Here is a 13,147-nt window from a genome sequence, read left to right as displayed (position 1 = left end):
CGAGATCCCCAGCGCTGTGCCGCCGGGCCGTGTCGTGCTGCGGTCGGGCGAGAACGGCGCCGGAGTCGAGAACACGTTGTACGACCAGATCGGCGGGCACGAGACGTTCCGGCGCCTGGTCGACACGTTCTACCGGGGTGTCGCCGACGACCCGGTGCTCAAGCCGATGTACCCCGAAGAAGACCTCGGGCCCGCCGCCGAGCGCCTCACGATGTTCCTCGAGCAGTACTGGGGCGGCCCCGGCACCTACAGCGAGCAGCGCGGGCACCCTCGGCTCCGAATGCGCCACAACCCGTTCAAGGTCAACCCGGACGCACGCGACCGCTGGCTCGCGCACATGCGTGCCGCCGTCGACGAGCTCGGCCTTCCCCCGCTGCAGGAGGAGACGCTCTGGACCTACCTCGAGCGCGCGGCCTTCGCGATGGTCAACACGTTCGAGGAGTGACGCCCGGCGCTGCGAGGGCGCCTACCGCCGCGATTCGCCGGCGAGCGTGCGGATCGTGCGGTAGCAGCCGAGCGTTGCGAACGCCAGGGCCAGCAGGATCTGCGGGAGGTACGCGCTCCACAGGTCCGGATTCGTGAAGACGTTGCTCCAGTACTCGTTCCAGAAGCGCGGCTCCGTGAGCGCCTGCATCAGCGGGATGCCGACGAATCGGACCGCATCCGTGAAGATCCCGGCCAGCAGGCTGAGCACCACGGTGACCACGATGATCGCCAGGATGGCCCAGAACGACGCCCGCGTGACGCGTGCCCTCGAACCCAGCCGGTACAGCCGCACCGCTGCGAACGCGACGCCGTACGACACGATCGACGCGATGAACCCGACGTTCCAGAGCAGAGTCCAGGCCACGACGCCGACCGGGACCACCAGCAGCGCGAGCGCGATCCCCCGCGCGACGCGCTCCGACTCGTGGAGGACCGGTGCGGCAGCGAGCTCGGCAGCGTCGTCGCCGGCCCCCGCATGCTCGGTCGCGACCTCCTCGGCGAGCACCGGCGTCGCCGGCGCGGCCTCCGGTGCTTCGCGCTGCGGTGACAGCTCCCCGTAACGCGGCACTTCCTGGTCGTTCCGGGCGTCGGTCATGGCGTGGTCTCCCCCTCATCGAGCGGGCACCGAACCGCCGCGCGAATCACAGCTTGGCACGGGCATCCGGCGCAGGCGAGACGCTCCGTGCACCCAATACGAGGGATGGCGGCGCCGGATGGCGGCGCCGGATGGCGGCGCCGGATGCTACGAGGGATGCGCCGCCAGCTCCGCAGCGTCGCGCTCGGCCTGGCCGCGCTCCACACAGAACTCGTTGCCTTCCGGGTCCTGCAGCACCACCCAGCCCCGCCCATCCGGTAGCCGATGGTCGGCGAAGAGGGTCGCGCCGAGAGCGAGGATGCGTTCGACCTCCTCGTCGCGCGTGGCGTCCGTGGGGGCGACGTCGAGATGCACCCGGTTCTTGACCGATTTGCCCTCGGGGACGTCGATGAAGAGCAGTCTCGTCGCGCCATCCGGGCTCACGATCAGGTTCTCCGTGTCGCCCGGACGATTGGGGTCGTCCGGAGCCTCGGCGAAGCCGGTGACCGCCGCCCAGAACCGCGACTGCTCGTACGCGTTCGCGCTGTCGAAAGTGATGTGAGTGATTCGAACCGCCATGATGCAAAGATAGGCCCAGCCCGAAACAGAAGTCCCGTGCCGAAGGAGACACAAGGATGACGACCAACCCGACCGACTCAGACGCCATCATCGTGGGAGCCGGCCTCGCCGGGCTCGTCGCCGCCGGCGAACTCGTCGACGCCGGCAAGCGGGTGACCATCGTGGAGCAGGAGCCCGCCGCATCATTCGGCGGCCAGGCCTGGTGGTCGTTCGGCGGCCTCTTCCTGATCGACTCCCCGGAACAGCGCCGGATGGGCGTCAACGACTCGCTCGCCCTCGCGCGCCAGGACTGGCTCGGAAGTGCGGCCTTCGATCGCGTCGAGGACCACTGGCCGCGACGCTGGGCCGAGGCCTACTTGCAGTTCGCGGCCGGCGAGAAGCGTGCCTGGCTGCACGAGAAGGGCGTCCGGTTCTTCCCGATCGTCGGCTGGGCCGAGCGCGGCGGCTACACGGCCGGCGGCCACGGGAACTCGGTGCCGCGGTTCCACATCACCTGGGGAACCGGCCCCGGGGTGCTCGAGCCGTTCATCCGGCGCGTGAAGGAGGGGGTCGCATCCGGTCTCGTCACGGTCCTGCACCGGCACCGGGTCGACGAGCTGATCGTCGAAGACGGCCGGGTCACCGGCGTGCGCGGCGCGATCCTCGCCGACGACCGGGCGCTGCGCGGCGCGCCCAGCAACCGCGACCAGGTCGGCGACTTCGAGCTGCGGGCCGGCGCGGTCGCCGTCACCAGCGGCGGCATCGGCGGCAACCACGAACTCGTCCGCGCCGCGTGGCCCGAGCGGCTCGGAACGCCACCGGCGCACATGCTCTCGGGCGTCCCCGCCCACGTCGACGGCCGGATGCTCGGCATCAGCGAGGCCGCCGGAGCGCACCTCATCAACGGCGACCGGATGTGGCACTACACCGAGGGCATCGAGAACTGGAACCCGGTGTGGGAGCAGCACGGCATCCGGATCCTTCCCGGGCCGTCGTCACTGTGGCTGGACGCCTCGGGCGACCGCCTGCCGGTGCCGCTCTTCCCCGGGTTCGACACGCTCGGCACCCTCGAACACCTGCGCACGACCGGCGCCGACTACAGCTGGTTCGTCCTCACGCAGAAGATCATCGAGAAGGAGTTCGCCCTCTCCGGGAGCGAGCAGAACCCCGACCTGACCAACAAGGACCTGCGGCTGCTGTCGAAGCGCATCGGCCCGGGCGCCCCCGGACCGGTCGAAGCCTTCAAAGCCAAGGGCGCGGACTTCGTGGTCGCCGACACGCTCGACGAACTGCTGGCGGGGATGCAGCGCCTGTCGGAGGTGCCGCTCGACCCGGAGCTGGTGACGCGCCACATCCAGGAGCGCGATCGCGAGCTCGACAACGACTTCGGCAAGGACGCGCAGATCACGGCCATCCGTGGCGCCCGCGCCTACCGTGGCGACAAGCTCATCCGGGTCGCGAGCCCGCACAAGCTGCTCGACCCGAAGGCCGGCCCGCTCATCGCGGTCAAACTGCACATCCTGACGCGCAAGAGCCTCGGCGGGATCGAGACCGACCTCGACGGACGGGCCCTCGACAGCGCGGGCGAGCCGATCCCGGGGCTGTACGCGGCCGGCGAGGCGAGCGGATTCGGCGGCGGCGGCGTGCACGGGTACCGCTCGCTCGAGGGGACGTTCCTCGGCGGCTGTCTGTTCTCGGGTCGGCAGGCCGGTCGGGCGATCGCACAGGGGTGAGTGGGACGGCGGGGTGCTGCGGCTGCGGCGCTCTCCGCCGGCTCGCTGCGCCGCGCCGCGCCCGTTTGCTGCGCCGAGCCCCGCCGGCTCGCTGCGGCGAGCTCCGGATGCCCGCAGCAGCGTTTTCCACAGGCAGGCGCCGCCCTCTAGCGCTGAGTTGCCCCAAAGTGTCGTTATGACGGCGATTCAGCGCCCCATAACGACACTTTGAGACAAGTGACGGCGCTGGCTGGCGTTGGTGGGGTGGAAGGACGTGGGAGGGCGCGGGAGGAACTGCGCCGAGCCCCGCCGGTTCGCAGCGCCGTGCTCCGGATGCCCGCAGCAGCGTTTTCCACAGGCAGCCGCCGCCCTCTGGCGTTGAGTTGCCCCAAAGTGTCGTTATGACGGCGATTCAGCGCCCCATAACGACACTTTGCGACAACTCACGGCGCTGGCGCGTGGGCGCGTGGGCGCGCGCGCGGGCTCAGGCGCGCAGCGTCCAGGCCTGCCGGCGCACCAGCGTGTGACCGCGCTTCGTCGTGAGGCGCGTCCACGGACCGGTCTCGAGGATGCTCACCGGCTCGCCTGCAGCGAGGAAGCCGAGGCTCTCCGCGGCGAAAGCCGCACCCGCTGGCACGTACTCGAGCCCCTCGATGGGACGCCCCCACACCTCGGCCCGCACCCGCTGCACGAGCTGCTCGCCCGTCCCGGACGGAATCGCCTCCGCAACTTCTGCGATGCCACCCGCCGCCGTGCGTTGCAGCAGGTCGACCTCCGTCTCGCCGACCGGGCGCCACCCTCCGCGCGGCGGCGAGATCCCCGCCCAGGTCACCGTCGACACCTCGAGCGGCATACGCACCTCGACCGGGCCGGCCGGAGCATCCCCTTCCGGGAATGCCTCCGCGATCCGCGCCAGACGGTCGAGCAGCGAACGGATCGGCACCACCGCGTCGAACGCCTCATCGGGCTGGATCGCGAACGTGCGCAACCCCAGAACCGTCGGCGTCTGGTCGAGCAGTCCGCGTGGATACAGGATCGCCGAATAGACGGCGAGGACGCCCGATCCGCCGATCAGGCGCACCGAGCCTTCCTCAACTCGTGCCGCCCGGGACAGGTATGTCTGCAGGTCGGAGACGGAGAGGGAATCCGTGAGAGAAAATGACTGGCTCATCTGCTGTCTAAACTACCAAGAGACATCATGATGGAGGCACCGTGACCGAGCCCCTGGCATCCCTTCTGACCGTGCTCGATCTGACCGACACCGGCGCCCGCACGAGTGAAGACATCTTCACCGGGCCCTCGCAGTGGATGCCCCTCGGGCGTGTCTACGGCGGCCAGGTGCTCGCGCAGTCGATCGTCGCAGCCCAGCGCACGGTTCCGGATGATCGTTCCGTGCACTCGATGCACGGCTATTTCCTGCGTCCGGGCGATGTGAACCTGCCGATCACCTTCTCGGTGGACCGCATCCACGACGGTCGTTCCTTCTCCACGCGCCGCACGCAGGCGTACCAGGGCGGCAAGCCGATCCTGTCGATGATCGCCTCGTTCCAGGACGAGGACGAAGGCGTCACCCACCAGGTGGACATGCCGGAGGGCCTTCCCGAGCCGGAGTCACTGCCCAGCTCGGCTTCTGCGCTCGCCCAGGTCGAGCATCCGGTGGCCCAGTACTGGGCGAGCGACCGGCCATTCGACATGAGGCACGTGACGTCGCCGATCTACCTGACCGTCGAGGGCGAGCACGTCCCCCACCAGGCGGTCTGGTTCCGTGCGATCGGCAGCCTCCCCGACGACCCCGACCTGCATCGCGCCGCCCTCGCCTATGCGAGCGACTACACGATCATGGAGCCCGTCATGCGCGGACACGGGATCGCCTGGGCGACCCCCGGGCTCAAGGCGGCCAGCCTCGACCACGCGATGTGGTGGCACCGTTTCGCGCGGGTGGACGAGTGGCTGCTCTACGTGCAGGAGTCGCCGAGCGCCAGCGGTGGTCGCGGGCTCTCGCTGGGGCGCATCTACAGCCGTGACGGGCGTCTCATCGCGAGCGTCGCGCAGGAGGCGATGGTGCGGGTTCCGCAGACCCCGGCCCCCGGACGCACGCCCTAGCGTCCGTCCAGGCACATCGGCCGGAGGCATCCCGCGAAGGCCTCCCGCGGAACGCGCCCCGCAGGACGCACCCGAGCGCCCTGCGGGACACCGTCACCCGAAACTGCTGCGGAGCAGCACCATGCCGTCGACGGCCGACCGGATGTCGATGGTCGCGATCTGGTCGAGCGGCACGCTGGTCGTCGCCGTCGGCTCCACCGTGCTGCCGGCCTTCGCCGACCAGGTCGAGATCTGCGTCTGCTTGCCGCTGCGGTCGGTGACGACCATCGCGTAGGTCCAGGCACGACCCGACTCGGCGCCCTCCCAGGTGGCGTAGCGGCAGGTCGTGTCGATGCGTGTGCCCCACGGCATCGGCGCGAGCTTCATCTCGGCGCTCAGTGCGCTCGGCTCCACCTGCGTCATCACCTTGCTGACGCCGGCCTGCTGGCTGGGCGCGGGTGCTAACACCGACGGAAGCACGAACGCGGACACGGCCACGATCACGGCGGCCGCGGCAGCGAGGGAACCGGCCGCCCACCAGCGCCGACGCGAACGCCGCTTGCGCACCTCGCCGAGCAGCGCCGGCAGGATCTCGGGGCTCGGCTCCGGGCTCGGGATGCCCGACCCGGCACTCTCCACGAGTGCGAACGCCTCCTCGGCGGGGACCCGGCTCAGGATGCCCGGCAGACCCGCGAGCTCCGACAGCGACCTGATGCATTGGTCGCAATCGCGCAGGTGCTCTTCGTAGGCACGCCGTTCTGTCGGCGAGAGTGCGCCGAGCACGTACGCCCCGTCCCATGAGGCGAATTCGTCGTGTGTGGTCATCGCTCGGTCACTCCTTTCTCCTGCAATGCGAGCCGCAGTGCTCGCAGTCCGTAGTGGATGCGCGACTTCACGGTTCCCTCTGGTACGTCGAGCTCTCGAGAGATCTCGGCGATCGACCGGCCTCCGTAGTAGGCGTGCACGATGACCGCCCGGTGCTCCTCGGAGAGCTCGGCGAGAGCATCCGAGACCAGCCACGCGTCGAGCACGGCATCCGATTCGCTCGGAGCGCCGCGCTCGGGGAGCACGTCGGTGCCGATCTCGTGGATGCTGTGGGCGCTGCGCTTGTCGTCGATCACGAGGTTGCGCGCCACCGTGAACATCCAGGCGCGTGCCGAGGTCTGGGTCTGGTCGAGAACGGCAGGCCGCTTCCAGGCACGCAACAGGGTCTCCTGCACGATGTCGTCGGCCATCGCGCGATCGCCGGTGAGGTGCACCACGTAACGCCAGACCGCCTGGGCGTGCTGGTCGTGAAGTTCGCGCAGCAGTCGCGCGTCCTCGTCGGGCATGGGTACCTCCACCACATAACACGCAGGGGCCGCTGAAAAGGTTCACCGTTTCGTCGACCGGTGAACCGTCGGCACGGCAGACTCGTGGATACCGGTAAGACAACGCTACGCCGACCTGTGAGGACTCAGCATGACCGACGCGTCTCCGCTCACCCGCCGCACCCTCGTCTCGATCGGCAGCGCATCCGCGCTGGGGGCCGGGGTGCTGCTGCTGACCGCCTGCACTCCCGCCGGCGCCGACCCTGGTTCGGGCGGAGATTCGACGTTGACGGTGCCGTTGTCGTCGATCCCCGTCGGCGGCGCTATGTCTGCCCAGCTCGGCTCGGAGCCCGTGGTGGTGTCCCAGCCGACCGCGGGGAAGGTGGTCGCTTTCAGCGCGGTGTGCACGCATCTGGGGTGCACGGTCGCGCCGTCGGGCAACGAGTTCGACTGCCCGTGCCACGGTTCACGCTACGACGGGACCACCGGGGACGTCATCCGGGGTCCGGCGCAGGAGCCGCTGGCCAAGCTGACCGCGACCGTGTCGGGCGACACCGTGAAAGTGTCGAAGTAGCGCGCTCGCCGCTGCGGCGCTGAGCGCGATGGGTGGCGCTCAGCCGCGACGGGCGGCGCTCAGCCGCGTTTGGTGAACTGGACGGGCTCGTCGAGGTAGGGGGTCCAGGCGGCGCGCTCTCGATCGTTGATGCGCCGGGGCTTCTCGGTCGCCGCGTCGACCAGGACGATCGTGGTGGCCGCGCGCGAGTACAGGATCTCGGGCTCGGTGCCTTGCGGTGACCGGACCTCGTAGCAGACCTCCAGGCTGGCGCCGCCGAGGCGTCCGAGCCAGAGCTGCACGTCGAGCGGCTGGCGCAGGTACGGGATGGGCGCGAGGTATTCGATCTCCTGCCGCGCGATCAGCGTGAGGGTGTCCGCTCCGGGCCGGCCGTCGAGCACTGCCGTGCTCCCGCCGACCGGCTCTTCGGCGTCGTCGGTGACCCAGAACGCGATGATGCGCGCCTCCTCGAGGAGGCGCAGCATCTCGGCGTTGTTGACGTGCCCGTAGGCATCGAGGTCGCTCCAGCGCAGCCGGATCGGCACGTGCAGTCTCATGTCCTGCCCTTCTCGTTCAGGGGGCCGGTCGTGCTCGGCACGACGGCCCTCCCCGGTCGGCTACCGCTCAGTCGCGGGTCAGCTTGCGGTACGCGGAACGGTGCGGTTTGGCCGCGTCCGCTCCGAGGCGCTCGACCTTGTTCTCTTCGTAGGCCTCGAAGTTTCCCTCGAACCAGTACCAGTTGGCCGGGTTGTCGTCGGTGCCTTCGTAGGCGAGGATGTGCGTCGCGATGCGGTCGAGGAACCACCGGTCGTGTGTGATGACCACAGCGCAGCCGGGGAACTCGAGAAGCGCGTTCTCCAGGCTGGAGAGCGTTTCGACGTCGAGGTCGTTGGTCGGCTCGTCGAGCAGCAGGAGGTTTCCGCCCTGCTTGAGCGTGAGCGCGAGGTTGAGGCGGTTGCGTTCACCGCCGGAGAGCACGCCGGCCTTCTTCTGCTGGTCTGGACCCTTGAACCCGAAGGTGGAGACGTAGGCGCGGCTCGGAACCTCCATCTTGCCGACCTGGATGTAGTCGAGCCCGTCGGACACGACCTCCCAGAGCGTCTTGTTGGGGTCGATGCCGCCACGCGACTGGTCCACGTAGGAGATCTGGACCGTCTCGCCGATCTTCAGGTCTCCGCCGTCGAGCGGCTCCAGGCCCACGATGGTCTTGAAGAGGGTCGTCTTTCCGACACCGTTGGGGCCGATCACGCCGACGATCCCGTTGCGGGGCAACGTGAAGGTGAGTCCGTCGATCAGGGGGCGGTCGCCGAAACCCTTCTCGAGGTCTTTCGCGTCGAGCACGATCTGGCCGAGCCGTGGTCCCGGCGGGATCTGGATCTCCTCGAAGTCGAGCTTTCTGGTGCGCTCGGCCTCCGACGCCATCTCTTCGTAGCGGGCGAGGCGCGCCTTCGATTTCGCCTGGCGACCTTTCGCATTGCTGCGGACCCAGTCGAGCTCGTCGGAGAGGCGCTTTGCGAGTTTCGCGTCCTTCTTGCCCTGGACGGCGAGCCGCTCGCGCTTCTTCTCGAGGTAGGTCGAGTAGTTGCCCTCGTACGGGTAGAGGTGACCGCGGTCGACCTCGGCGATCCACTCGGCGACGTGGTCGAGGAAGTACCGGTCGTGGGTGACGGCGAGGACGGCGCCGTGATACTGGGCCAGGTGCTGTTCGAGCCAGAGCACGCTCTCGGCGTCGAGGTGGTTGGTGGGCTCGTCGAGGAGCAGGAGGTCGGGCTTCTGGAGCAGGAGTTTGCAGAGGGCGACGCGGCGCTTCTCACCACCGGAGAGAGTGTTGACCGGCCAGTCCCCCGGCGGGCAGCGCAGGGCGTCCATCGCCTGCTCGAGCTGGGAGTCGAGGTCCCAGGCGTCCGCGGCATCGATCTGTTCCTGCAGGGTGCCCATCTCGGCGAGCAGGGTGTCGAAGTCGGCGTCGGGGTCGGCCAGCGCGGCCGAGATCTCGTTGAACCGGTCGATCTTGCCCTTGATCTCGCCGACGCCCTCCTGCACGTTCTCCAGGACGGTCTTGGTCTCGTCGAGCACGGGCTCCTGCATCAGGATGCCGACCGTGTACCCGGGAGACAGCTTCGCTTCGCCGTTGCTCGGGGTGTCGAGGCCGGCCATGATCTTGAGAATGGTCGACTTTCCGGCGCCGTTCGGCCCGACGACACCGATCTTCGCTCCCGGCAGGAACGCCATGGTCACGTCGTCCAGAATCAGTTTGTCGCCAACCGCCTTGCGGGCGCGCACCATCGAGTAAATGTATTCGGCCATGGGGTCCAGTCTAAGTGGGCTGACGGGCGGCACCGCCCATGAGCGTTCTACGTGGTCGTCGCAACGTGAGTTGTCGCAAAGTGTCGTTATCGGGCCCGTTTTGCCGCGCATAACGACAATTCGGGACAACTCGGCACTCGAAAGGGCTCTCGGGTTGTGGATAACTGGGCGTCGCTACCAGTCGATAGGACGGGTCTGGCCGATCAGGCAGGCGCCGGTGGACAGCACCGGGACGACCTGGCTGTGATAGCCGCCCGCGTCTGCTCCGTTCTGGCCGATGAGACACTCTGTGCCCATCCGCACCGAGAACTGGATCGAGTTGGCCTTCAGGCCGATCGTCGTCGTATCGACGGTGACCTGCATGTCGGTCTTCGCGAAGCCGGCGGCGACGAGGCCGTCGATGAAGTCGCGGCCCAGTGCATCCGGTTTGGCCGCCAGCGTGGCGTGGTTGACCTTGTCGAAGAACGGAAGGTTCTGCTGGGCGGTTCCGCCGGGGTGGAAGACGATCGCTGCCGGGGCGGAGCTCGTCGCTGAGGGCGTGGGGGTCGCCGTCGCACTCGGCGGAGGCGTGTGCGAGCCGCCGCCCACGCAACCGCTCAGCAGCACCGCGGTCACGACAGCTACGACGACCCCGCAAGAGACAGTCCCGCCGGACGCCACGCCGCCGGACGCCACGCCGCCGAGCCTCCGCGGTCGCCGAACGGCCAGAGGTCGGGGCAGCTGAGGCATCTCATCTCCGGGGATGTCGCGGGGGTGAACAACGCGTTCGATTCTAGACGGGCACTCCCTGGGAATCCTCGGCGGCCGACTCCACGAGCCACCCATCGGCCGACGCGTCCGGCGACGCATCGGCGTCCGACGCGGCCGATCGCTCGTCGACTCTGCCGAACTCTCCTGTGCCGGGCGACGACGACCCGGCCTCCTCGCCCGACGCCTCCCCGCTCGACGGCCTGATCGTCCGCGTGAACGCCGAGCTCCCCCAGCCGAGGTCGTGACCGACCGAATCGGCGTCGATCTCGACCACGATCCCCGAGCGGTCCTCGTTCTCCCACTCGCGCACGCTGAGACGGCCGGACACCATCACGGGGTCGCCTTTCGAGACGCAGGCCGCCACGTTGATGGCGAGCTGCCGGAAGGCCGTGACCGTGAACCAGTTGGTGTCCCCGAAAGCTACTAGTAGCGCTGTACGATCGAAGTTATGAGCTCCCAGCCCCGCGCCGTACTGTATCTGCGCCTCAGTGTCGCCGCTGACGAGGTATCGACCTCTCTCTCGCGCCAAGAGGACGACCTCCGCAACCACGCCGTCCGTGAAGGCTGGGAGGTCGTTCGCGTCCTGACTGACGACGGCATCAGTGGGCGCAAAGCGCGTGCGAAGGCTGAGGAAGCACTCCGCATGATCCGCGACGGCGAAGCCGACGTCCTAGCGGTGTGGAAGCTCGACAGATGGACCCGAGGCGGCCTGAGCGAGATCGGCAAGCTGAAGGACGCTCTCCGAAGCACGCCTGGCGCTCTGTTCTTCGCTCTGCAAGACGGCCTTCGCTCGGACCAAGCTGCGTTCGGAATCATCGCCGCCGTTCTCTCAGAGGTCGCGGAGACGGAAGCGACTAATACCGGTCTGCGCGTGCGGTCCTCAATCGACCGGCTCCGGCGCTCTGGCCGCTTCCCAGGCGGCCGCGTCCCGTTTGGATACCGCACAGCACCCTCTCCGGACGGCCCGGGGCGAATCCTGGAGCCCGACCCTCGGGAGGCGCGCATCGTGCGCGAGGTGGCCGACCGAATCATCGCGGGAGAGTCCCGTACAAAGCTGTCTCTCTGGCTCAACGACGAGAAGGTTCCGACTGCATCTAGCCCCTACCGAACCGCGGTCGCGGCAGGCCGTGACCCCGAAGGCCTCTCTCGTGGAAATTGGCATGTCTCCACTGTCGCCGTCGTCTGGACGGGCGACGCCTTGCTCGGCCGCGTCACACATCGGGACAGGCTTCTCACAGACGACGACGGCCTCCCGGCGCAGGTCTGGGAGCCGATCCTCGATCAGGCGACACTTTCGAAGCTTCGCGCCCGAATGCGTAATCCGCGCGTCAAGGGCACGACTCCGCCGAAGCGCGTCCGGGCTGCGCGCCTCCTCAGCGGACTAGTCTTCTGCGACTATTGCGGCAAGAAGATGCGCACCCATTCCAGCAACGGCGCACCTATCTATGCTTGCCAGACTCTCGCCACAGGCATCTTCTGCGAGAACCCTCGAATCCATGCGATCCCGTTCGAGAGCTACGTGGAAAAGGTCTACCTCTCAGTAGTAGGTAACCACCCCGAACTAGAAATCGTCGAGACCGTCACTGATCCGAGCACACTCGAAGAGCTGGCAGCGGTCGAAGTTGCAATCCGCGACGCTCAACTCGCGTTCCAGCCCGGAGCAGACTACGCGGCGCTCGGCGCTCGGATGGAGCGACTGACGTTTCGACGAGAGCAGCTACTGGCCGTCCCCGCCTCCATCACTGAGTCGGCCCGCGAAACAGGGCGCACCTATCGCGAAGCATGGTTCGCTGACGAGGACGTCGATCGCCGCCGACAGCTCCTCTCCTCTTCTCTGGATCAAATCTCGGTGCGCCGCTCTGTGAAGCGCGGAAGGGCATTCGACCACGCCCGGATAACGCTGCACTGGGACGACGAAGCCGATCTCGCGATGCAGGCATGGACGTAGACGGCAATACGGAAAGCTCGCTCCTCGCCGGGTCGCATTAGTGCCGTCACCGGCCCCCGACCGGCGAAAAGTGAGCAGCTCTGGAGTCCCCGGCCCTCTCAACAGGTGTCACACACCGAGAGGACCCTTCGCCATGCCCGCCGCCGCCCGATCCGCCCCGACCGCCGAGGAGCTCGTCTCCGCCGTCGCGGCTGAATACTCCCCCGAGCTCGTCGACTCCGCCGTCCGGCGTCTCCACCGCTACCAGGAAGGCAGCGGGCGGAGCTGCGAGCGATGCCGGGAGCGTAAGCCACTGGCGGGCTACTCGCGCGACTCTCGCGACCCGAGCGGACTTCGGCGCTACTGCCGCGAATGCCAGGCGAAAAGCAACCGCGAGGCGTACGCCCGACGCATTCAGGCGTAACCCTGGCCCTCTCTACTAGTGAGGGCCTCAGGCCTTCTTGTCGGGTGCGCGCTATCTGCGCACACTCCTTCGGCGTATGTCCACGCCGTGACTTCGTCCTCTGTGTGACGAAGCGGGCGCGCACTCTCCGGGGTGGTTGCGCGCCCCTCTCCTCTTGATGCTCGTCCGCTGGCGAGCGTCCCTTTTTTTGCGAACTAATCGAACGTTCGACTATCGAAAGGAGGCCCGCCTGTGGCCGTCTTCACCCGCACTTGCTCGCGTTGCGGCGAGCTCTACGAGGCATCGCGCTCCGACTCGCGCTTTTGCTCAAACGCGCACCGCGCCGCCGCGACCCGCGCCGCCGACGCCGAGCTGCGCCGAGTTGGCGCTGAGCTCCTCGCCCGCCTCACGACCGCCGTCCAGACCGGCGCACCCGAGGCCGAGCTCGACGCGATCATCGCCGAAGCGCACCGGGTACTCCCCGC

14 protein-coding genes are annotated in these 13,147 nt (G+C 68.4%); 5 read left to right on the top strand and 9 right to left on the bottom strand.

Annotated elements, in window-relative coordinates:
- The first annotated feature begins 37 nt into the window (after window positions 1-37).
- The gene (locus tag ACFVV5_RS03180) at window positions 38-445 is read left to right on the top strand and encodes a globin (RefSeq protein WP_387240081.1); all 408 of its coding nucleotides are present in this window, start codon (window positions 38-40) and stop codon (window positions 443-445) included.
- Between the two features lie 21 nt (window positions 446-466).
- Here the strand turns inward: ACFVV5_RS03180 and ACFVV5_RS03175 are convergent, their stop codons facing one another.
- Together ACFVV5_RS03175 and ACFVV5_RS03170 are read right to left on the bottom strand one after the other, a co-directional pair.
- Window positions 467-1,081, bottom strand: a complete 615-nt coding sequence (locus ACFVV5_RS03175) for a hypothetical protein (RefSeq protein ID WP_387238869.1) — start codon at window positions 1,079-1,081, stop codon at window positions 467-469.
- A gap of 147 nt (window positions 1,082-1,228) precedes the next feature.
- Window positions 1,229-1,639, bottom strand: a complete 411-nt coding sequence (locus ACFVV5_RS03170) for a VOC family protein (RefSeq protein ID WP_387238866.1) — start codon at window positions 1,637-1,639, stop codon at window positions 1,229-1,231.
- 56 nt (window positions 1,640-1,695) lie between these two features.
- Between ACFVV5_RS03170 and ACFVV5_RS03165 the strand changes: the two genes are divergently transcribed.
- Entirely contained in the window at window positions 1,696-3,351 is a 1,656-nt protein-coding gene (locus ACFVV5_RS03165; protein ID WP_387238863.1) for an FAD-binding dehydrogenase, read from the top strand.
- A 463-nt stretch (window positions 3,352-3,814) separates the two neighbouring features.
- Here ACFVV5_RS03165 and ACFVV5_RS03160 read toward each other — a convergent pair whose 3' ends face one another.
- Window positions 3,815-4,501 carry a hypothetical protein gene (locus ACFVV5_RS03160; protein ID WP_387238860.1) on the bottom strand — a complete coding sequence of 229 codons (687 nt, stop codon included), beginning with the start codon at window positions 4,499-4,501 and terminating at the stop codon, window positions 3,815-3,817.
- 41 nt (window positions 4,502-4,542) lie between these two features.
- Here ACFVV5_RS03160 and ACFVV5_RS03155 point away from each other — a divergent pair, with 41 nt between their 5' ends.
- A complete protein-coding gene (locus ACFVV5_RS03155; RefSeq protein ID WP_387238857.1) occupies window positions 4,543-5,433 on the top strand; it encodes an acyl-CoA thioesterase in 891 nt (296 codons plus the stop codon).
- A 93-nt stretch (window positions 5,434-5,526) separates the two neighbouring features.
- Here ACFVV5_RS03155 and ACFVV5_RS03150 read toward each other — a convergent pair whose 3' ends face one another.
- Complete coding sequence (locus tag ACFVV5_RS03150; RefSeq protein ID WP_387238854.1) at window positions 5,527-6,237, bottom strand: anti-sigma factor family protein; 711 nt, start codon at window positions 6,235-6,237, stop codon at window positions 5,527-5,529.
- Window positions 6,234-6,743, bottom strand: coding sequence for a sigma-70 family RNA polymerase sigma factor (locus tag ACFVV5_RS03145; protein WP_387238851.1), 510 nt, complete (start codon window positions 6,741-6,743; stop codon window positions 6,234-6,236). The genes ACFVV5_RS03150 and ACFVV5_RS03145 overlap by 4 nt, the downstream gene beginning before the upstream one ends.
- A 130-nt stretch (window positions 6,744-6,873) precedes the next feature.
- Between ACFVV5_RS03145 and ACFVV5_RS03140 the strand changes: the two genes are divergently transcribed.
- Entirely contained in the window at window positions 6,874-7,296 is a 423-nt protein-coding gene (locus ACFVV5_RS03140) for a ubiquinol-cytochrome c reductase iron-sulfur subunit (protein WP_387238848.1), read from the top strand.
- Window positions 7,297-7,355: 59 nt separating this feature from the next.
- Here the strand turns inward: ACFVV5_RS03140 and ACFVV5_RS03135 are convergent, their stop codons facing one another.
- The 4 genes from ACFVV5_RS03135 to ACFVV5_RS03120 form a co-directional block, all read right to left on the bottom strand.
- Window positions 7,356-7,832, bottom strand: a complete 477-nt coding sequence (locus tag ACFVV5_RS03135) for an acyl-CoA thioesterase (protein WP_387238845.1) — start codon at window positions 7,830-7,832, stop codon at window positions 7,356-7,358.
- A 67-nt stretch (window positions 7,833-7,899) separates the two neighbouring features.
- Window positions 7,900-9,582, bottom strand: coding sequence for an energy-dependent translational throttle protein EttA (gene ettA / locus ACFVV5_RS03130; protein WP_387238842.1), 1,683 nt, complete (start codon window positions 9,580-9,582; stop codon window positions 7,900-7,902).
- 174 nt (window positions 9,583-9,756) lie between these two features.
- Window positions 9,757-10,257, bottom strand: a complete 501-nt coding sequence (locus ACFVV5_RS03125) for a DUF6993 domain-containing protein (RefSeq protein WP_387238838.1) — start codon at window positions 10,255-10,257, stop codon at window positions 9,757-9,759.
- A 97-nt stretch (window positions 10,258-10,354) separates the two neighbouring features.
- Entirely contained in the window at window positions 10,355-10,882 is a 528-nt protein-coding gene (locus ACFVV5_RS03120) for a single-stranded DNA-binding protein (protein WP_387238835.1), read from the bottom strand.
- Between ACFVV5_RS03120 and ACFVV5_RS03115 the strand changes: the two genes are divergently transcribed.
- Window positions 10,781-12,280, top strand: coding sequence for a recombinase family protein (locus tag ACFVV5_RS03115; RefSeq protein ID WP_387238832.1), 1,500 nt, complete (start codon window positions 10,781-10,783; stop codon window positions 12,278-12,280). The two genes, ACFVV5_RS03120 and ACFVV5_RS03115, sit on opposite strands and share 102 nt — an antisense overlap.
- Window positions 12,281-13,147: the final 867 nt, after the last annotated feature.

It is taken from the genome of Leifsonia sp. NPDC058248, assembly GCF_042881905.1.
Taxonomy (GTDB): Bacteria; Actinomycetota; Actinomycetes; order Actinomycetales; family Microbacteriaceae; genus Leifsonia.
The sequence above is the reverse complement of the archived record's forward strand: the minus strand, read 5'-3'. Positions and strand labels throughout refer to the sequence as shown.